Source organism: Arthrobacter sp. ISL-69 (assembly GCF_018613775.1).
Classification (GTDB): domain Bacteria; phylum Actinomycetota; class Actinomycetes; order Actinomycetales; family Micrococcaceae; genus Arthrobacter.
In genome coordinates this window covers 122,733-141,588 of record NZ_JAGGPO010000019.1, presented here as the reverse complement: position 1 = coordinate 141,588, position 18,856 = coordinate 122,733, and the positions used below count along the sequence as shown (strand labels likewise).

The following is an 18,856-nucleotide window of genomic DNA, read 5'->3' as shown; positions in this document are numbered from 1 at the left end:
ACGGCACCACCGGACCCGGCATCACCGGGACGCGCGCCCCAGCCCTCCACACCAAGGGCGAACGAACACTTAAGCCCCCCACCTTTTGAACCCCAAGGAGAACCCCATGGCCTGGACCAGGGATGAAATGGCTGCCATCGCGGCCGAAGAACTCAACGACGGCGACTACGTCAACCTCGGCATCGGCATCCCCACGCTGGTGGCCAACAACCTGCCCGAGGGCGTGCGCGTGGTCCTGCAAAGCGAGAACGGCCTGCTCGGCATGGGCCCGTTCCCCTACGAAGGCGAGGAAGACGCCGACCTCATCAACGCCGGCAAGCAGACCGTCACCGTCCTTCCCGGCGGCAGCATCTTCGACTCCGCCACGTCCTTCGGCATGATCCGCGGCGGCCACGTCAAGGTCGCCATCCTGGGCGCCATGCAGGTCTCGGGCAGCGGCGACCTCGCCAACTGGACCATCCCCGGCAAGATGGTCAAGGGCATGGGCGGCGCCATGGACCTCGTCGCCGGAACCCCGCGCGTTGTGGTCCTCACCGAACACAACGCCAAGGACGGCACCGCCAAAGTCGTCAGGGAGTGCACGCTCCCGCTCACCGGCTTGAGCTGCGTGGACAGGATCATCAGCGACCTCGCTGTTTTTGATTTGGAAAAGTCCGACGGCGGCCGGCAGCTGACGCTGACCCGCCTCGCCCCGGGCGTCACTGTTGAGGAGATCCGCGAGAAAACCGAAGCCCGCTTCGACGTCGCCCCGTCCCTGAACGCAACCCCCACCCTTGAAGGAGCCACGGCATGAGCCTGAAGGAACAGTTCGGCAAGGATGTCCTACTCACCGGCTGGGGCCACAGCCGCTTCGGCAAACTCACTGACGAGACCCTCGAGTCCCTGATCGTGCAGGTGGCCACCGAGGCCATCGGCAACGCCGGGATCGAACCGGGCCAGATCGATGAGATCTACCTCGGCCAGTTCAATTCCGGCATGATGCCGCTGGCCTTCCCGTCCTCGCTCGCGCTGCAGGTCTCCGAGCAGCTTGCCAACGTGCCCTCCACCCGCGTGGAAAACGCCTGCGCATCCGGCTCGGCCGCCTTCCAGCAGGGCACCAAATCGCTGCTGGCAGGCACCGCCAAGACTGTGCTCGTCATCGGCGCCGAGAAGATGACCCACGCCGGCGCCGACGTTGTGGGCTCGGCCCTGCTGGGCGCGGATTACGACATGGCCGGCAAGGCCTCCACCACCGGCTTCACTGGCCTCTTCGCCGAAGTGGCCAAGCACTACGAGAAGCGCTACGGACCGGTCAGCGACATCCTGGGCACCATCGCGGCGAAGAACCACCGCAACGGCGTGGACAACCCCTACGCGCAGCTCCGCAAGGACCTCGGCGAGGAGTTCTGCCGCACGGTCTCGGACAAGAACCCGATGGTGGCCGATCCGCTGCGCCGCACCGACTGCTCCCCCGTGTCCGACGGCGCCGCCGCCGTCGTGCTGTCTGTCTCACCGACCGGCGGGGCCACTGCGCCGGTGCGCCTGGCGGGGTTCGGCCACGCGAACGACTTCTTCCCCGCCGAACGGCGCGACCCCACCGCTTTCGCTGCGACGCGCGCGTCCTGGCAGCGGGCATTGGGGATGGCCGGCGTCGCGCTTGAGGACCTGGACTTCGCCGAGGTGCACGACTGCTTCACCATCGCCGAACTGCTCATGTACGAGGCCATGGGACTGACCGAACCCGGCGAAGGCGCCCGTGCCCTGGCGGAAGGCTGGGTGTTCAAGGACGGCAAGCTGCCCGTCAACGTCTCGGGCGGTCTCAAGGCCAAGGGCCACCCCGTCGGCGCCACCGGCGTGTCCCAACACGTCATAGCGGCAATGCAGCTCACCGGCACCGCGGGCGGCATGCAGCTCGCCAATCCCCGCCGCGCTGCAGTGCAGAACATGGGCGGCGTGGGCATCGCGAACTACGTCAGCGTGCTCGAAGCGGTCTAGCCCCACCCAAGTAGGTAGCAGCAGATGTCGTTTTGAGCCCTCAAAACGACATCTGCTGCTACCCAGTTGGGCTAGCGTGCCCGGATCAGGGCCGCGATCCCGGCAAACCCCGGCCGCTCCGAATTGTCCAGGGCGGAGCGGCCCTGTGGATCCCGGATGCCGGGGTCGGCGCCGGCGTCGAGGAGCTGTCGCACAACCTCCTGCTGCCTGGGCCCGCCGTTGTTGAGCAGAATGGCCTCCTGCATGGCGGTCCAGCCCAGGCTGTTGACGTGGTTCACGGGCACGCCGGCTGCGATGAGGATCGGCACGATGTCCACATGCCCGCGTTCGCTCGCGGGGATCAGCGCCGTTCCGCCGAAGCGGTTGGTACTCCGGACATCCGCACCCGCAGCCAGGGTCAGCTCCAGGACCTCGTTGAACCCCTCGGCGCCCGCATAGAGGAACGCCGAGACGTTGCCCCCGGCCCGGATCAACTCCGCCACCGTCGCAGCATCGTTGGCCTTCGCGGCCCGGATCAGCCGCTGGTCGAGTTCCGCCTGCGCGTCAGCTGACGGCGTCCCGGCGGCGGAGGAGGTTACGGGCACGGACGACGGCGGTGCGTCCCGCCGGCCGGGGTCCCTGGGCCCTGCCTGGCACGACGCCAGGCAGGCCGCGACACCGGCCGTGGCGATGAAGACCGCCGATACTTGCCGCGTCCTCCGCCATGTCCTGAACCGCCGCATCAGCCCTGAGCCTACTTCGCGGCGCCTGCGGCAATGGCCTCCGCACCGGCGGTTGCGCAGGCTTCATCCAGCGCACCATCCGGGGCGCCGCCCACGCCGATGCCCGCCACGGAGACCCCGTTGACCTTGAGCGGGACCCCGCCGGCCAGGAAGAGCGTGCCGGGGAGGTCCGCGATGCTGGGCCCGTTGCCGTTGATGCGCTTGGCAAGCTCGCTGGTGGGCGTGCCGAACGCGGCAGCCGTGTAGGCCTTCTGCTGCGCCGCTTCAATGGTGTGCTCGGCAGCGTTGTCGCCGCGGAGGTGCCTGCACGGTTCCGAATCTGTCCACCAGAGCCACGGTGACGAACGGCAGCTTGTCCGCCTGGCACTTGGCGAGGGCAGCCTTGACCGCGTCCGCGGAGGCGCCGACGCTGATCCGGTTCTGGGCCACCACGGTTTCCGGGGCCGGCTGGACGTCGGCTGCCGGAACGGCTGCGGGAGCCGCTGCCGGTGCAGGGGCGGCAGCTGAGGTCCCGGCGTTGGCTGCGGCGGTCAGCCCGCCGGTCAGGAGCAGTGCTCCGGCGGCAGCGGCGGCGGCGATCTTCTTGGACATCTTCACGGGTTCTCCTTGGAATGGGGTTCTGGCACTTGCCCGGGTTCATGCCCCGGGCCTGGAATCCATCCTTTCCGCTGAGACCCGGCAAGGCATCGGGCGTTAGTCTGCTCCGGCCTCCCCCATTAGGCTCGCCGTATCAGCCAAAAAGCTGAGAGACCAGCAACGGCGCGGGCCCTAGCATTGTGGGTAGCACTCCTCCACCGGAACCGGACCCCCATGCCCTCCTCACCACCAGCCCGCCCGGCGGCGCCGGTCCCCTCGCCAGCCCCCGAGCCCCTCCCCCACCACGGCGCTCCCGGAAGAGGCCCGCTGGGCCGCATCGACGCCGTCGTCCATCTTGGTTTTGCCGTGCTGCTGATGGCGTCGGCGGTCCGGTACGTGATGCGGCACAGCCCGGCGGACAACCTGTGGGTGCTGGCCCTCGCCGCGGCAGTGTGTTCGCTCTATGCCGTGATCGCCGTGCTCTCGCAGCGCAGGCGGCCGTGGGCAGTGTGGATGTTCGTCCTGGTGGCGCTCTGGGCGGTGCTGGTGATCGCGGCACCCAGCTTTGCATGGTGCTCGTTCGCGCTGTTCTTCCTGTGCCGGACGGCCTTCAGCGGCTGGGTGGCGTATTTGGCGGGCGGCGCGACGGCGGCGGCCACCGCCGTCGGGCTGTTCCGGCTCAGCGGCGGCAGCGATATTGCCATGCTCCTGGGGCCGCTGGCCGTGGGCGTTATGCTGACGCTGATCTACGACCGCATCGAGCAGGACGCCGCCGAGCAGCGCAGGCTGCACGCGGAGGTGTCGCTGGCCCAGGGACGGCTGGCGGCCAGCGAGCGCAGGGCGGGCACCATCGAGGAGCGCGAACGGGTGTCCCGGGAAATCCATGACACCGTGACGCAGGGCCTGGCCAGCAGCCTCCTCCTCCTGGAAGCCGCCAACAGGTCCTGGCCCAGCCTGGCCGCGCGCGAGGACGTCCTCAGCGCCAGCGGGATGCTGCGCCGGAACCTCGCGGACACCCGCAGCCTGGTCCACGAACTCGCCTCCCCCGGGCTGGACACGGCGCCCCTGCCGGATGCCCTGCTGCAGGCGGCGTCGCAGTATGTCCCGGGCGCGCGCCTGCTGGTCACCGGCGAGCCGCGCCCTGTGCCCGCGGACGTGCGGCACACGCTGCTCCGGGTGGTCCAGAGCGCTGCCGCGAACACCAAGCTGCATGCCGGCGCGGAGAACGCCACGGTGACGCTGGGGTTCCTGCCCGGTGCCGTCACCCTGGATGTGTACGACGACGGCGGCGGCTTCGACCCGCTGTCGCTGGCACCGCCGTCGGACGCCGGAGGCTACGGACTCCGCGCCATGCGGCAGCGGGTGGAGCAGCTGGGCGGCGTATTCTCGGTGGAAAGCACCCCCGGCGAAGGGACGATCGTGGCCGCGCAACTGCCCACCGGGGAGGAACAGTGAACCCGGTTACCGTGCTGCTGGTGGACGACCATCTGGTGGTCCGCAGCGGGCTCAAGGCCCTGCTGGGAACGCAGCCCGACATTCAGGTGGTGGCCGAGGCCGCCTCCGGAGAAGAGGCCCTGGTCCAAACGGAGCAGCTCAGCCCCGCGGTGGTGGTGATGGACCTCGCCATGGGCGCCGGGATGGACGGCATCGAGGCCATCAAGCAGCTGCGACGCCGCGACAGCAGGCAGGCCGTGCTGGTGTTCACCACCTACGATTCGGATGCGGACATCGTCCGGGCCGTCGACGCCGGCGCCATGGGCTACCTGCTCAAGGACGCTGCGCCTGAGGAGATCTTCGCTGCAATCCGGGGAGCCGTCCAAGGCAAGAGCGTGATGAGCGCCCCCGTGGCTTCGCGGCTCTTCCAGCAGCTGCGGAACCCCGACGAGATCCTGACTCCGCGCGAGGCGGAGCTGCTGAGCCTGCTGATCGAGGGGCTCAGCAACCGGGAGCTCGGCCAGCGGCTGTTCATCTCCGAGGCCACGGTGAAGACGCACCTGGCCCACATTTACGCCAAGCTCGGGGTGGAGACCCGCGCCGCCGCGATCGCCACCGCCATCCGCCGCGAGGGAATGCGCTAGCGGATCCCCCTGGAACGGAGGTCTAGACTCGACCCTAGCCCCGCCCCCGGACTTGAGGAGCCCGCATGCGCGCCACCATCATCCACGGCCCTGGAGACATCCGGGTCGAAGACCGCGACTACCCCAGCGTCCAGCTGCCCACGGACGTTGTGGTGAAGGTGACCGCATCCTGCGTCTGCGGCTCGGACCTGTGGCCGTACCGGGGCGTCAGGCCCACGAAGAAGCCGACGGCCATCGGCCACGAATTCGTCGGGGTGGTGGAGAGCGTCGGAGAAAGCGTGACAGCGCTGGCGGTGGGCGACTTCGTCATTGCACCGTTCGTCATCAGCTGCGGCGAATGCCCTCAGTGCCGCAACGGCGTCACCGTTGCCTGCGACCACCTGGCCGGCTGGGGCGGCCGGGACGATACCGGCCACAGGATCGACGGCGGCCAGGGCCAGGCCATCCGTGTTCCACTTGCCGAGAGCACCCTGGTCAAGGTGCCGGGAGTCAGCGAGCCGGACGCCGGGCTCACTGCCAACCTGCTGACGCTCTCCGACGTCATGGCCACCGGCCACCACGCGGCGCTGTCCGCGAAAGTGGCGCCCGGCCGGACGGTGGTAGTGGTGGGCGACGGCGCCGTCGGGCTTTGCGGTGTCCTCGCGGCCAAGCGTCTCGGGGCAGAGCGGATCATCGCCATGTCCCGCCACGCGGACCGGCAGGCGCTGGCCCGCGAGTTCGGCGCCACGGACATCGTGGAGGAACGGGGCGACGACGGCGTGGCCAAGGTCCGCGAGCTGCTGGACGGGGTGCTGGCCGATTCGGTGCTGGAATGCGTGGGCACGAAGGAATCCATGGAGCAGGCCCTGCACTGTGTCCGCCCGGGCGGCGCGCTTGGCTTTGTGGGCGTCCCCACCGGAGGGGCCGAGGTTCCGCTGCGCTACCTGTTTGACTCCAACGTCTCCATCGCCGGCGGCATGGCTCCCGCACGGACGTACATCCCCGAACTGCTGGCGGACGTGCTGGCCGGAACCATCAACCCGGGCCGGGTGTTTGACTCCGTGATGCCGCTGGAGGAAGCTGCCGAGGCCTACAAAGCCATGGACGAACGGCGTGCCATCAAGGTGCTGCTCACGCCCTGACCCGGCTGGCTGACCGCAGGGCTTAAGCAGGGTTTTAACAGACTGCAAACGGCAGTCCCTTGCGAGCGCCTTCGGGTGCGATACTAAGTCTGCGTACGAATGGGGTGCGCGAACGGTCCGGGGTCTTCGCTTGGTGGCGAACTGGGGGAACTGAATGCAGCTCGACACCTCAACCCTCAGGGTTGCCTTTGCCGTTGTCGCGTTCACTCTTGCCCTCCTGTTCTACTTCGCGGCCTACCGGAGCACGCGGTCCCCCTACAGTGCGTGGTGGTGCCTCGCCCTGACGCTCTTCCTCGCCGGGTCCGCTTCCTTTCTCTTCAACGGGACAGCGCATCAGGTGTGGGCCAACCCCCTGGGAAACTGCCTGCTGATCGCCGGAGCAACCTGCGTCTGGTCAGGCGCCCGGTCGCTACACGCGTCGCGGCCGCGTTCCTGGCAGCTGGCGGCAGGTCCCGCCGTTGTGACCGTGTCATCAGCCCTGGAAAACCCTGCCGTCAACGTGTGGTCCGGCGGGGCCGTGTTCCTGGCGCTCATGAGCCTCATGCTGGGCCTTGCGTCCCGCGAACTCTGGCGGCTGGAGCCGGGCTACTCCCGGGTCCGGATTCCGCTGGCCATCGCGGCCGGGTTCTTCTCCGCCTACTACTTCTGCCGGCTGGTGGTGTACATCGGCGAAGGCCCGGACGGCCCCGTTTTCGTCGCCTACTTCGGCTCCGCCGTCACCACGCTGGTCACCATGGTGCTGCTGGTGGTGGTGTCCTTCAGCATGGCGGCGCTCAGCAGCGAACAGCAGACTCGCGCCCTCCACGCCGTGGCCACGCAGGACGGCCTCACCGGGCTGCTCAACCGCTCGGCCTTCATGGAACTGGCTTCCGATGAGCTGCAGCGGCTGCGGCGCAAGCAGGCACTGGGCTGCCTGATCCTGGCCGACATTGACCACTTCAAGGCAGTCAACGACACCTACGGCCACGCGGCCGGCGATGTGGCCCTGCAGTCGTTCGCCGCCGCCTGCAATGACACGGTCCGTTCAACAGACCTCGTGGGACGTTACGGCGGCGAGGAGTTCATCTTCCTCCTGCCCGGGGTAAGCCCGGACCGGGCAGAAGCCATCACTACGGCGATCAACCGGCAGCTCAGGTCAGTCCGCGGACCGGGCGGTTTCCGCATGCCCACGGCGAGTTACGGCATTGCCCCGATAGACCATGGAACGGTCGGCCTGGATGAGCTGATCGCGACCGCGGACACCGCCCTGTATCAAGCCAAGTCGCTGGGCCGCAACCGCACCGTCCGGGGAGTCCACACCCCTTAGTCGCCCGGGCTCCCACCAGGGCAGTGCCAGGACACCGGCAAAGTAGGGCATTTCTCCCCTTTGCGCCGCCCTGCGGCGGGGGCTAGCGTGAAGCGCGTCAGCATCCACCGCCGTCGAGGAGCCGTCATGGCCGGGTTTGTGCAGATCATCGAATTCAAGACCTCCCGCATCAAGGAGATTGAAGAGCTGGGCCGTCCGTCAAGGACCGAGGGAAGTACTCCGCCAACGTTCCGCCGCATCGTCGCGACGGCGGACAGGGACCACCCGGGGACCTATTTCACTATCGTCGACTTCGATTCCTTTGACTCTGCGATGGAGAATTCCGGCCACCCGGAAACGTCGGAATTCGCGGCCAAGATGGCTGCGCTGTGCGACGGACCCGTGATCTTCCGGAACCTGGATGTCATGTGGGAGGACACCGGCGAGGGCGCCGACAACGGCTAGGAGCGGGACATGGGTTCAGTAAGCCCTGATCCGCAGGCGGGCAGCGGGGCCCGGGACAGCCTCGTTGTGGGGCTCACGGAGCTTGCCTCCGGGTCGCTGGCGCTGGTGGGAGGCAAGGCGCTGAACCTTGGCAAACTCACCGCGGCGGGCTTTCCTGTTCCGCCCGGCTTCTGCCTGACCACAGCTGCCTACCGGATGGCCGTCCCCGCGGCACTCGACGGCGTGGCCTCCCGCCTGGACGGCGCTCCGGACTCACACTCTGACGACGGCGCGGCCGACGTCCGGGACGAGCTGGCGCGGCATGCACGCGAGGCGGTGGCGGCGGCACCGGTGCCGCCCGACGTCGAGGCTGCCGTCCGCCGCGCGTACACGGTTATGGGCGACGACGTGGCAGTGGCGGTACGGTCCTCGGCCACCGCGGAGGACTTGCCCTTCGCCAGCTTCGCGGGGCAGCAGGATTCGTTCATGGATATCGTCGGAGCCGACGCCGTCGTCCAGGCCGTGCGGCGTTGCTGGGCGTCCCTCTGGACGGACCGGGCGGTGGCCTACCGCACGGCGAACGGGATCAGCCACCGCGAGGTGGGTCTCGCCGTCGTCGTTCAACAGATGGTCGACGCCGGCACGTCCGGCGTGCTGTTCACCGCCAACCCGGTGACGGGGACGCGCACGGAGACCGTCATTGATGCCAGCCCGGGACCGGGGCAGGCCGTGGTCTCCGGCGCGGTGAATCCCGACCACTTTGTGGTGGACACGGCCACGGGCAGGGTCCTGCAGGCGTCACAGGGCCGGGGGCAAAGCCTGGCCGAGGCCCAGCTTCGCGAACTGGCATCACTAGGCGACTCCGCCCAGAGCCTGTTTGGCGCACCCCAGGACGTGGAGTGGGTGATCGACGCCGGAGGCAAGGCCTGGCTGGCCCAGTCGCGGCCCATCACCACGCTGTACCCGCTGCCGGAGGAGGAAGAATCCGGCGACGAAGCCAGCACGGACGAGGCGGCCGGTACGGAGCCGCGGGTGTACCTGTGCGGCACGCTGCTCCAGGGGCTCACCCGCCCCATCACGCCGATGGGCCTCTCAGTCCTGAGCCTCATGAGGGGAAACAAGGGGCCGTGGAAATACGTGAACCCCGGGCTGCGGATGTATGTCGACCTGACGCCGTTCGTCCGCAGCAAATCCGGCCGCCGGACGCTGCTGCGGATGCTTCCGCTGGCCGACGGAAGGTCTGCGGCCGTGTTCCCGGCACTGCTGGAAGACCCGCGGTTCAGCATTGCCCGTCCTCCCCGAAAGGGGCGGCGCCGGAAGCGGGGCCGGGACGGCGCTGCGGGTTCCGCGACGACAGAAAGACAGGGCACGGACGGCACCCAGAACCTCGGCCTGGCTGCACAGTTCATCCCCGCGATGGTGCGTGCCCTGCTGTGGCCGGACGCGGAACTGCGCAGGGCACGGCACTATCAAAGGCGCCTCGAAGCCCGGCTGGCGCTCCGGCTCCCGGCCAGTCCGGCACGACGGCTCCGGCACGCGGAGGATGTCCTCGGGACCACTGTCAGCGGGCTGATCCAGGCCACACTGCCGGGGCCGGCTGCCGGGTACCTGATGTTGGCCGCCGCCCGCAGGCTGCTGCGCGGCATTGCCAAGCCGCGGGAACTGGAGGCGGTCCTGCGGGGGCTTCCCCACAACGTGACCACGATTATGGACCTTGAACTGTGGCACCTGGCCGTTTCCCTGGGCCGGGATACCGAGGCCCGCCGGCTGTTGATGGAACAGCGCCCAGAGGAACTGGCTGCGCGCTACGACGCGGGAAGCTTGCCGCCCGTTGCCCAGGCCGGGCTGCGGAAGTTCCTGTCCAAGTACGGTCACCGGGCCGTGGCGGAAATCGATCTGGGGATGCCGCGGTGGTCCGAGGAACCGGACCACCTGCTTGGCATGATCTCGAACTATCTCCGGGTGGAGGAGCCCGAGCAGGCTCCGGACCGCCAGTTTGCCAAGGCCGCCGACGACGCGGAGGCCCGGATCAGCGAACTGGCGGCGCGTGCAGGTGCCAAAAGCCGGCTGCGGGGGCGCCTGGTGGCGCTCTGCCTGCGGCGGACCCGGCAGCTGGCCGGCCTGCGGGAATTTCCCAAGTTCTGCATCGTGATGGTGCTGGCGGAGATGCACCGGCAACTCCTGGCCGTTGGAGTGGAACTGACAAGGGCCGGCACCATCACCGCGGCCGGCGATGTGTTCTTCCTGGACTTCGATGAGCTGAGGGTGGGCCTTCGCGGTGCGAACCTGAAGGGAATCGTCGCCCCGCGCCGCCGGCTGTACGACGTCGAACTCCGACGACGGCGGATTCCGCGCCTGCTGCTTTCGGACGGCACCGACGTGGAGGCCGCCGTCATGGCGAAGGCCGCCGCGCTGGCCCCGGCAGACGCGCCAGACCGGCTGGCGGGGACGCCGGCCTCCGCCGGCACGGCCACCGGTAAAGTCCGGGTGGTTATGGATCCGGTGGGTGCCCGCCTGGAACCCGGGGAAATTCTTGTGGCCCCGTCGACTGATCCCGGCTGGACGCCGCTTTTTATGACGGCCGGGGCCCTGGTGATGGAGATGGGCGGAGTCATCTCCCACGGTGCGGTGGTGGCACGCGAATACGGCATCCCCGCCGTCGTCGGGGTTCCCGATGCCACCGCACGGCTGCGCGACGGGCAGACGATCACAGTGGACGGGGCAGCCGGAACCGTCACTTGGTGAGGGAATTAGCCGTCTATTTGCGGTTCACACGGGCACATTGTTGCCCTGCTGGGCAGACTTATAGTGCACTAAGAGGACTTATACCCTTGCAAGCAGCGCCGTCGCCCCGTACGTTGGGGAAAGCGGGGGACGTTCTCCGCACCGCGGGCCATTGTGCCTGCGGAGAGAATCAGAGTCACATGAAGGAATGCAGCCATGGCAACAGGCACAGTTAAATGGTTCAACGCCGAAAAGGGTTTTGGCTTCATTGCCCCCGACGACGGGTCCGCGGACGTTTTCGCCCACTATTCGGCAATCTCCAGCAGCGGATACCGCTCACTGGATGAGAACCAGAAGGTCGAATTCGATGTAACCCAGGGTCCCAAGGGCCCGCAGGCAGAGAACATCCGCCCTCTCTAAAGGCTTAGGGAAAGGTTCCGGCGCCCAGCCGGACCACCCCGTACCGACAACGGCCCCTCCGAACCTAACGGTTCGGAGGGGCCGTTGTTGTTGCCTGCTGGCTTTGGCCACGGCGCAGGCGCCACCTCACCGGGGCAAGCCCGGCTTGTGCCGTGCGCGTTGGACTGCCCGGTACACCGTGGATCTGGCTACTGAGAAAAGTTCTGCGAGTTCGCCGGTGGCGTGCTCACCCGCGTCGTGCAGTTTGACCAAGTGCGCCTCCCGCGCGGGAGACAGCTCCGGTTTCTTCCCGCGCAGCCGGCCCATGGCTTTTGCGATCTTCATGCCCTCGCGGGTTCGGGCGCGGATCAGGTCGCTCTCGAATTCCGCCTCCATGGCCAGCACGTTAAACAGCAGTTTTCCGACGGGGTCGGTGGGATCGTGCACCGAGCCGCCGACGCTGAGTTTCACGTTGCGCTGGGCCAGCTCGTCAACGATTTCGTGGGCGTCCCGGACTGACCTGGCCAGACGGTCCAGCTTGGTTACAACAAACGTATTGCCATCCCGGCACGCCGCCATCGCTTCCCGAAGGCCCGGCCGGTTCCTGTCAGTGCCGGTCAGTCCGTGGTCCACGTAGATCCGATCCGGGGTGATCCCTAAGGCTGACAGTGCGTCGCGCTGCGCCGTGAGGTCCTGCTGCTCCGTGGACACACGCGCGTAGCCGACCAGCAAAGCGGTCATGCGCAAAAGTCTGCCACTCGACTCTTAGGTGGGCCAGATATGTTACCGTCACCTGGCATTTCAACGGACGGGTCTTACGGTGGGGGCTGATGCGTAGGGACACGTTTATGCAGGTGGGCGGTAGGTTCGTCCGGAAGGGGGCGGGCTTACGGGACGGCTTGTGCGGGCGGGGGTGCGAGAAATGTTTCGTTGCCTCCGCATTGGAGAGCTTTCCCAATGAGGTCTGAAACCGCCGAGGGACTTAATCTAGGAGTGGCAAGGCCGCGGTTACCAGGCGTCCAAGGGTGGCTAGGGCGTGTCTCCTTATTGTCGTAGCCAGATGACGACCGGCTTACGGGACGTTATGCGGACCGGCCCCTTTCGCGGCATTTTGGATCGCAGCACATCTCCTCCGCGGGGGCATCTGCTTGAATCAACTCATCAATATCGGAACCCATCAACGTTGTGCACACAGTCGAGAGGGGAGGTTACCGTGCATGAGGTGAGGCGTAGCATCTATGTTCAAAGGCGGGCTGATTGGGATCGCGAAAGAGGTCTAGCGCGCTATGAACGATAAGTTGAGTAACAAGCCTGTTAAGAGGCGATCCTTTCCCTCCATAAGCGGCGTATTTCTTGGGCTCATCTTTGGAGTCCTAGCACTTTTCACTGAACACACTTCGCCGTTCTGGATCACCTTCAACATCATCCTAATTGTGGTGACGTTTGGGTTCGCCGCCGCCAACGTCATAGGACTGGCCGTCGTCAAGTACCGCAGGTCGTCAAGGGCAGATCAATCCAACCCGTAGCGGTCAAGGTTCCTCAGACGGATTCTCTATTGGGACGCTTTGCCGCCTTGAGGCGCGGTGTCACCAAGGCGTGCCTCGAAGATCGATGTCGCCGTGCGGCCACTCGCTCGCATCGCGCGTCGCGGAGCAGATGAGCGTTGGCCCTCCACGGGACACGATGACCGATATCCGGTCCAAGCGGGACAAGCACCGTTCCGTGGCATGCACCTCAAGCCATCCTGCTGACTCGTAGAAGGGGACCACATCTTTCCGGCATCCGAGGAAACCGAAGTCGACGCCGGCTTCATCGCGCATCGCCTTTTGAGCGTGTCGCATCGCTCGGCCGCCGAGACCAGTACCGCGAAAGCGGTGATCAACCAGCACGCCTCCCGTGCCAGCCACAACGACGTCGTCGGTTCCTACTGAGATCACGCGACGCTGAAAGCCCACATGCGCCGCCAGAGCGGGCCCTTGGAACGCCAGGACATGGAAATCGGCTGGTGAGTAGCCGTACGGCGCGTCGGGGCTCCACCGGCCGTAATCGCTTAGGTACTCACCGTCAAAAAGCTTTTCCAGTGCATCTAATTCCATCATGCTGAGGTCTTCATGCCGCTGCAGCCTCAGGGTTTCATTCATTGTTTGAGCCTATGCCTCCAAATCAAAGACCTGGCCTTGGGTAGTCGTCCGTAAGCCGGTCCCGCTTTCGGAATGGTGAGGCGTCCCGCAGCAGGTTTACCGAGTGAGACGGCCGAACCGTCCGCCATTCCGTTTTAGGGAACTCTTCAGCGCCCTAAGGCAGGATGTCGTCTGTCGTCCGCTGTTCGGAGGGCCGCACACCCAGGGCGTCCAAGTAGCGCATCACCAGGGCAGCTGCAATGAGCGCTGCTGAGAAAGGCATGCAAGCCTGCGCCGCAAGAAGATAGATGTGCGTCAAGGCGTAAAAGAAGCCGTTGGCACCGTTAAATGTATAGGTGCCGATGGACTGCATGAACACGTTTGAGAACAGCATTATGCTCAGACCGATCACACCAACGATGATTCCTGCCCACAGAGTGCGCCGGTAAAGCATGGATTTTGTGCTTCTAGACATCTCGTTCCCCCAGAACGTGAGCGGCCTCGTGCCGCCGATAATTCACCTAAGCACGCGGCAGGACGCTCCACAAGATTATGGGTTTCTGTTGACGGCAGTAGTCCGGAGAAGATCCACTACTGCCCGGCGGCGTCCAATCCCTGGTGTTGGACTTCCTCATTCGCGTAGCCTATCGGTGTTTCCCGGCTCCGTTAGTCCTACTGAGTGCAAAGGAACGCCCGTCCTCGAGTTCGTCCGCTGAGGGTTCGGCGTACGGGGACGGTGAAGAACGGGACGCGCAACTTACCTTGGCGCCCCAATGCAAAACTAGGGGTATGAGCATCTGCGGTGATATTCCGCCTTGGCCGTCTTCCAACCCGGAGCATGGCCGTATCCGGCTGCGCACGTTCACGAATCTGGACGTAGGGATGGCCATGGACCTTTCCCAAGATCCGTATGTCCCCACGGTGGGAACCCTCCCACCGTATGCCACTCTTGAACAAGCCTTAGCGTGGATTGAGCGGCAGCGACAGCGCCACATCGAAGGGACAGGATTTTCCTTCTCGATAGCCGACCTTGAAACTAATCGCTCCATGGGGAACATCGGACTATGGATCAGGGAGTTGGACAAAGGCCGTGCACAGGTTGGATATGGCGTTGCCCCGAAGGAGAGAGGCCACAGTATTGCATCCGATGCCCTGTGCGCCCTCACTACCTTTGCTTGGACGATTCCGCATCTGCACCGTCTGGAGTTGTATATCGAGCCGTGGAACGCCGCTTCTATCCGCACCGCCGAACGTGCCGGCTACGAGCGCGAGGGACTACTTCGCAGTCATCAGGAGATCGCGGGAGAGCGTTGTGACATGTTTCTGTACGCCGCAATCCGGGAGAGCACAGTCCAATGAGGGATCGGCTCACGGGCGGCGGTGCGACAGCGAGCGATCAAAAAACGCCGCCACGTAGCGTCTAGTGAAAGGGAAGCTCTGAGCCCTCTGGGAAAGGCAAGACTCCTTGTGCAGGCGTTATGGTGAACCAGTCGCCGCCCTGCTTGGTCGCAAAAATGATGACTCTCTGATCGGTATCGAGCGGATCGCCGTCTGGGTAGGTCCCTCCTACAGTGCAGGTCGGGGGCATGGAGGTGATGCGGAGGTTCCCCTCTCCGGGATCCCCCTTGAGTACCTGCTCGACTTCAACAAGGTGGGTCGTGGCCTTGGAACCGTAAATGCTTGTTTCGCCGGCCCGGCTTACGGACTTTCCAATGAGCACCACGCCGGCGTTGTCGTATTCGTCCTGAGGGGTCTCGAACCGGACCCAGTCAACGCACGCTACCGGGCCACCGCCTGGAACGGGGCTACTGGTAGAACCAGGGATTGAGCTGGTGGAGTTCGCCGTGGGCTCGGCAGTTCCTGGTTCGCCCGTCACCTTGTCGCCGCATGATGTCAGCAGCATGGTGAGAAGTAGGGATGGAACCAGGCATCGCCACAACCGAATGCGTTTCATTGTGCTCCCTCATAAGTCAACCCTGATCGGAGGATATAGGTGCGTACCCGCATTCGTAGGATGGCGCTCCCGGAGCGGATCGGGAGCGGTAGGATGCTGCGGAGTGCAGGGATACCAGCGAATGATCGGTTCACCCTGGCGGGGAACTTCGCGTTGGATAGGAGGGTATCCCTCCGCCGGATCCGGCGGCCATGAAGACGCCGATCTGGGTTTCTCCGTCGCTTTTGAAGACGGGGATCTCGCGCGGAGGGCGCGGAGTACTGAAGTTCTTGACGGCGTCTTCCGGGCTGGTGGGCATGGGTCCCCCGTACAGGTCACCGGCGTAGGCGTACCCGGATTGCCCGTTGGTTGCCATCACAGCGATCAGATCGGGGGTTCCGTTCTCCTGGCTTTCGACGCCGTAGGTTTCACCCTTGGCATTAACACCCAGGGGTAATCGTTCCTGCTTTACATACTCGGCGGTGAGCTGCCAGCGGGCCTCGGGGTCGGTCTGTATCGTGACACTGTCCTGGCCAGGGGCAAGGCTGATGGTGTAGCTGCTCCAGCCCAGTCTGTCGTTGGCCACATCCTCCTCCGAGCAGCTGCTCGATGCACCGTCGGGATACTCAAACCAGCCAGGAGTCAGGCACCTAAGTTCCATTTGAATCCCCGTGGTTCCCTCGGGAGGAGTGCCCAGCTCAACGGTTGCTGTGCCGGTGTAGGTCGTGGTCACGGGCGAAGCCAGGGGCGTTAACTTCTCCCCTCCAGGGATGTAGAACAGCCCTGCCGCTGCTGCCCCGACTCCAAGCAGTCCTGCTCCCGCCAGTGCGCCGGTACCAAGCCACACCCTGGTGCGCCTCCGTTTCGTGGCTGGTGATTCCTTCTTGACTTGGGAGACCAGTTCTGCCCGGAGGGCATCGCTGAACAGGCCATCGACGTGGGACTGGTTCATGTCCGTTCTCCTTCCAACACCGGGGTTGGAGCGGTGGGCGGGTTAGTAGATGCATCACCGTCGAGGGCGGTTCTGAGCCGCTGGCGTGCCCGGTGGATCCGTGATTTCGCTGCGGCAGGCGTCAGATTCAGGACAGCGGCGGCAGCAACGATGGTGTGCTCCTCGAAAACGACCAGGGTGACCAGATGCAGGTCCTCGGCAGTCAGTGTGGCCAGAGCCCGCGCAAGGTCCTGGTCAAGAGCGTCCTGGTAAGAGCGGTAAGAATCTGCTGTTGGGTCGCTCATGTCCTCGGTTCGGGGAAGGGCGTTTAAGAGGCGTCGGTAGCGGAGTGCCGTGCGGGCGCTGTTGCGTGCCATGTTCGTGGTCGTAACTAGCAACCATGGAAGGATCGATCCTTCCACGACCCGGACCTGCTTTCGCCGCCGCCAGAGCTCAAGGAATGAGGCAGCCATGATGTCTTCAGCGTCATGGTGGTTCCCGCAGAGCCGGTACGCGTGGCGGAAGACTCTGTCCCGATGCCGGTCGTACAGGGCGCCAAAGGCATCGCCCTGGCCCAGAAGGCTCTGGCGCCACAACACCTCTTCGCCGGTTCCGTTGTTCCCCATGCCCTTTAGTGTCCGGCAAAGCCCAAAAGGTTTCACCGAATCCGAAAAAGTTTAAGATCCACGTCAGAATGCACCGAAATACCCGTAGGTCGCGAATCCAACAGCCGCCATTTCTAAAGCAAAATCGCACTTCTAGAGTCGGGTCGAGAGATAACGGTGTGCCACCGGTCTCTGAAGCACTCACCTGGGTTCCACACCCTGTGCGGTCAAGGCTCTAAGTATGTGGGCCGCTGACGGTGACCAAACGGAAATTAAGGCGCCCGATAAAGGATCGGCTTAGGGCAACGCTGGCGACCCCTATACAGTCGCTACGTGATTGCAAACATCTCAGGACGAGGGACCCCGCTCGTTGTCATCCACGGTTTCGGGGTGGATCACCGCATCATGCTTCCTCTTGAGGAGTTTGCCGGTGTGTCCAACTGGCAGCGCATCTATTTGGATCTGCCTTGGACATCGACGGCTACGGACTGCGGTGTATCGACCGCTCAGGACGTCGCGGACGGAGTTGTCGCCGAGATCCGCCAGCACCTTGGAGCTAGGCCTTTCGCTGTCATCGGCAACTCATTCGGCGGGATGATTTCGCGGTTCGTGGCGCATGAGATGCGCGGACAAATCCTCGGACTGGCAACACTCGCAGGCGTGTTCGAGGCTGATCACTCCGCACGCACCCTCCCTAGGCGCCACGTTCTGCACCACAACCCGGAGTCCGCTGCGTCAGCGGGCGCAGCACGCAAGGACTATGGGGAACTGACGGTCGTACAAAGCGACGCGACCGTTGCCGCGTTCACCCGGCACGTACTTCCTGGTCTCGCCAGCGCGGACCAAGAGGTCATGGCTCGTGTCTCGGCGAACTACGCGCTTCGCCACCAGCCGGAGGTCGAACACCCGGAACCCTTCGCAGCGCCTTCGCTGCACGTTTTTGGCAGACAGGACCACGTGACAGGGTATGAGGACGGTTGGCAGCTTCGAAACCACTACATCCGAGGGACATACGCTGTCCTCGACGCAGCCGGACACAACGTCCATCTTGAGCAACCCACTATTACCGAAGCGCTGATAACTGACTGGCTCGCGCGAACGGAAGCAGCTGCACGCTAAAGGATCCGCTTGCGGGCGTCTGGACGCCCGCTGATCAAACCCGCGTAAGTGGATTCCCTAGCGTGATCCGCCCGGCCGAGGTTGAGGATCATGTTCATGCGCTGGATCGCCGGTGAACGCTCGCTCGTAGATTTCGTACACGGTGGCCGACTTGATGTCGTTGTATCGCTGGGCGCCCTCAGTACGTGCGGCGGCCTGCTTCGCAGCAGCGTATAGGCGCCGGTCGTCGGAGCTTGACCTCAGCCATCTGGCGAAGAGCTCGTGCCTCAGGGGCTCGACGGCGTTCGGGCTCCAGACGTGCAGGTTGATGTTCGGCCTGGAAAACGTGAGCTGCCTGTGCGGGTCACCGGCCATATCGTCTCGAAAGATGAGGCGGAAGCCGATGGCTTCAAGCCGTGGCATGTAGACGGCTTCGACAGCGACAGCCGGAATGATGAGGTCGATGTCGATAACAGGTTTCGCGAGCAGGTCAGCAACCGCTGTGGATCCAACGTGTCGAATTTGAAGAACTTGATCAGTGATGGTCCGTTCGACCAGTTCGCGTATCTCGTCGTAGTCGACGGCCCAGGAGGTTCGGTGTTCTTGGAGCGATCCGGGCTCGGATTGTCTGTAGGCCATCCGAGCCCGTTGCCGACTGGCGTTCGTTCGCGAGCCGTACGGACGCCACAGCGGGTGCACTGCCATGCAGCCCATTCTTGCACGCAGAGAAGCACTGCGCTTTCCGTAAACCGATCCCTCAGCGGGAGACCCGAACGGTCGGGGCGGGCAAGGAATGCATAAGGATGCTCTCAACTTGCCCGCCCCGTGTTACTGGTGGTGCTCCGG

20 protein-coding genes and 1 pseudogene are annotated in these 18,856 nt (G+C 65.2%); 12 read left to right on the top strand and 9 right to left on the bottom strand.

What is annotated here, in order from left to right; genetic code table 11:
- The first annotated feature begins 106 nt into the window (after positions 1 to 106).
- Together J7I79_RS15350 and J7I79_RS15345 are read left to right on the top strand one after the other, a co-directional pair.
- Complete coding sequence (locus J7I79_RS15350; RefSeq protein WP_214954571.1) at positions 107 to 793, top strand: CoA transferase subunit B; 687 nt, start codon at positions 107 to 109, stop codon at positions 791 to 793.
- Entirely contained in the window at positions 790 to 1,974 is a 1,185-nt protein-coding gene (locus J7I79_RS15345) for an acetyl-CoA acetyltransferase (protein WP_214954569.1), read from the top strand. Before J7I79_RS15350 ends, J7I79_RS15345 begins: the two co-directional genes overlap by 4 nt.
- Before the next feature lie 71 nt (positions 1,975 to 2,045).
- On the opposite strand, the gene J7I79_RS15340 is transcribed toward J7I79_RS15345, so the two are convergent.
- Positions 2,046 to 2,696, bottom strand: a complete 651-nt coding sequence (locus J7I79_RS15340) for an ankyrin repeat domain-containing protein (RefSeq protein WP_251042839.1) — start codon at positions 2,694 to 2,696, stop codon at positions 2,046 to 2,048.
- An 11-nt stretch (positions 2,697 to 2,707) separates the two neighbouring features.
- Positions 2,708 to 3,287 (bottom strand): annotated as a pseudogene (locus J7I79_RS15335) (heme-binding protein).
- Between the two features lie 219 nt (positions 3,288 to 3,506).
- Here J7I79_RS15335 and J7I79_RS15330 point away from each other — a divergent pair.
- The 7 genes from J7I79_RS15330 to J7I79_RS15300 all read left to right on the top strand — a co-directional run bounded on the left by J7I79_RS15330 (position 3,507) and on the right by J7I79_RS15300 (position 11,344).
- Entirely contained in the window at positions 3,507 to 4,727 is a 1,221-nt protein-coding gene (locus J7I79_RS15330; protein WP_251042838.1) for a sensor histidine kinase, read from the top strand.
- Entirely contained in the window at positions 4,724 to 5,350 is a 627-nt protein-coding gene (locus J7I79_RS15325) for a response regulator transcription factor (protein WP_214954562.1), read from the top strand. The genes J7I79_RS15330 and J7I79_RS15325 overlap by 4 nt, the downstream gene beginning before the upstream one ends.
- A gap of 65 nt (positions 5,351 to 5,415) precedes the next feature.
- The gene (locus tag J7I79_RS15320; protein ID WP_214954560.1) at positions 5,416 to 6,471 is read left to right on the top strand and encodes a zinc-dependent alcohol dehydrogenase family protein; all 1,056 of its coding nucleotides are present in this window, start codon (positions 5,416 to 5,418) and stop codon (positions 6,469 to 6,471) included.
- 154 nt (positions 6,472 to 6,625) lie between these two features.
- Positions 6,626 to 7,777, top strand: coding sequence for a GGDEF domain-containing protein (locus J7I79_RS15315; RefSeq protein WP_214954558.1), 1,152 nt, complete (start codon positions 6,626 to 6,628; stop codon positions 7,775 to 7,777).
- Positions 7,778 to 7,903: 126 nt separating this feature from the next.
- A complete protein-coding gene (locus tag J7I79_RS15310) occupies positions 7,904 to 8,221 on the top strand; it encodes a hypothetical protein (RefSeq protein WP_214954556.1) in 318 nt (105 codons plus the stop codon).
- A 9-nt stretch (positions 8,222 to 8,230) separates the two neighbouring features.
- Positions 8,231 to 10,945 carry a PEP/pyruvate-binding domain-containing protein gene (locus J7I79_RS15305; protein WP_214954555.1) on the top strand — a complete coding sequence of 905 codons (2,715 nt, stop codon included), beginning with the start codon at positions 8,231 to 8,233 and terminating at the stop codon, positions 10,943 to 10,945.
- Positions 10,946 to 11,140: 195 nt separating this feature from the next.
- Positions 11,141 to 11,344, top strand: a complete 204-nt coding sequence (locus J7I79_RS15300; protein WP_069950491.1) for a cold-shock protein — start codon at positions 11,141 to 11,143, stop codon at positions 11,342 to 11,344.
- Between the two features lie 126 nt (positions 11,345 to 11,470).
- On the opposite strand, the gene J7I79_RS15295 is transcribed toward J7I79_RS15300, so the two are convergent.
- A complete protein-coding gene (locus J7I79_RS15295; protein ID WP_214954553.1) occupies positions 11,471 to 12,064 on the bottom strand; it encodes a recombinase family protein in 594 nt (197 codons plus the stop codon).
- A 545-nt stretch (positions 12,065 to 12,609) separates the two neighbouring features.
- On the opposite strand from J7I79_RS15295, the gene J7I79_RS15290 reads away from it, so the two are divergent.
- Positions 12,610 to 12,849 (top strand): hypothetical protein, encoded by a 240-nt coding sequence (locus J7I79_RS15290; protein WP_214954552.1) that lies wholly within the window; start codon positions 12,610 to 12,612, stop codon positions 12,847 to 12,849.
- 60 nt (positions 12,850 to 12,909) lie between these two features.
- On the opposite strand, the gene J7I79_RS15285 is transcribed toward J7I79_RS15290, so the two are convergent.
- Together J7I79_RS15285 and J7I79_RS15280 are read right to left on the bottom strand one after the other, a co-directional pair.
- Positions 12,910 to 13,464, bottom strand: coding sequence for a GNAT family N-acetyltransferase (locus tag J7I79_RS15285; protein WP_214954550.1), 555 nt, complete (start codon positions 13,462 to 13,464; stop codon positions 12,910 to 12,912).
- Between the two features lie 154 nt (positions 13,465 to 13,618).
- Complete coding sequence (locus J7I79_RS15280; RefSeq protein WP_214954548.1) at positions 13,619 to 13,918, bottom strand: hypothetical protein; 300 nt, start codon at positions 13,916 to 13,918, stop codon at positions 13,619 to 13,621.
- A gap of 314 nt (positions 13,919 to 14,232) precedes the next feature.
- Here J7I79_RS15280 and J7I79_RS15275 point away from each other — a divergent pair, with 314 nt between their 5' ends.
- Positions 14,233 to 14,802, top strand: a complete 570-nt coding sequence (locus J7I79_RS15275) for a GNAT family N-acetyltransferase (RefSeq protein WP_214954546.1) — start codon at positions 14,233 to 14,235, stop codon at positions 14,800 to 14,802.
- A gap of 61 nt (positions 14,803 to 14,863) precedes the next feature.
- Here J7I79_RS15275 and J7I79_RS15270 read toward each other — a convergent pair whose 3' ends face one another.
- The 3 genes from J7I79_RS15270 to J7I79_RS15260 all read right to left on the bottom strand — a co-directional run bounded on the left by J7I79_RS15270 (position 14,864) and on the right by J7I79_RS15260 (position 16,933).
- The gene (locus tag J7I79_RS15270; protein WP_214954544.1) at positions 14,864 to 15,346 is read right to left on the bottom strand and encodes a hypothetical protein; all 483 of its coding nucleotides are present in this window, start codon (positions 15,344 to 15,346) and stop codon (positions 14,864 to 14,866) included.
- A gap of 181 nt (positions 15,347 to 15,527) precedes the next feature.
- Positions 15,528 to 16,328, bottom strand: a complete 801-nt coding sequence (locus J7I79_RS15265; protein WP_214954542.1) for a peptidase M56 family protein — start codon at positions 16,326 to 16,328, stop codon at positions 15,528 to 15,530.
- On the bottom strand, positions 16,325 to 16,933 hold the full coding sequence (locus J7I79_RS15260) for an RNA polymerase sigma factor (protein WP_214954540.1): 609 nt from the start codon (positions 16,931 to 16,933) through the stop codon (positions 16,325 to 16,327). The genes J7I79_RS15265 and J7I79_RS15260 overlap by 4 nt, the downstream gene beginning before the upstream one ends.
- Positions 16,934 to 17,245: 312 nt before the next feature.
- Between J7I79_RS15260 and J7I79_RS15255 the strand changes: the two genes are divergently transcribed.
- Positions 17,246 to 18,031 carry an alpha/beta hydrolase gene (locus tag J7I79_RS15255; RefSeq protein WP_311380590.1) on the top strand — a complete coding sequence of 262 codons (786 nt, stop codon included), beginning with the start codon at positions 17,246 to 17,248 and terminating at the stop codon, positions 18,029 to 18,031.
- A 57-nt stretch (positions 18,032 to 18,088) separates the two neighbouring features.
- On the opposite strand, the gene J7I79_RS15250 is transcribed toward J7I79_RS15255, so the two are convergent.
- Positions 18,089 to 18,649: a GrpB family protein gene (locus tag J7I79_RS15250; RefSeq protein WP_214954538.1), complete on the bottom strand. Its 561-nt coding sequence runs from the start codon at positions 18,647 to 18,649 to the stop codon at positions 18,089 to 18,091.
- Between the last annotated feature and the right edge of the window lie 207 nt (positions 18,650 to 18,856).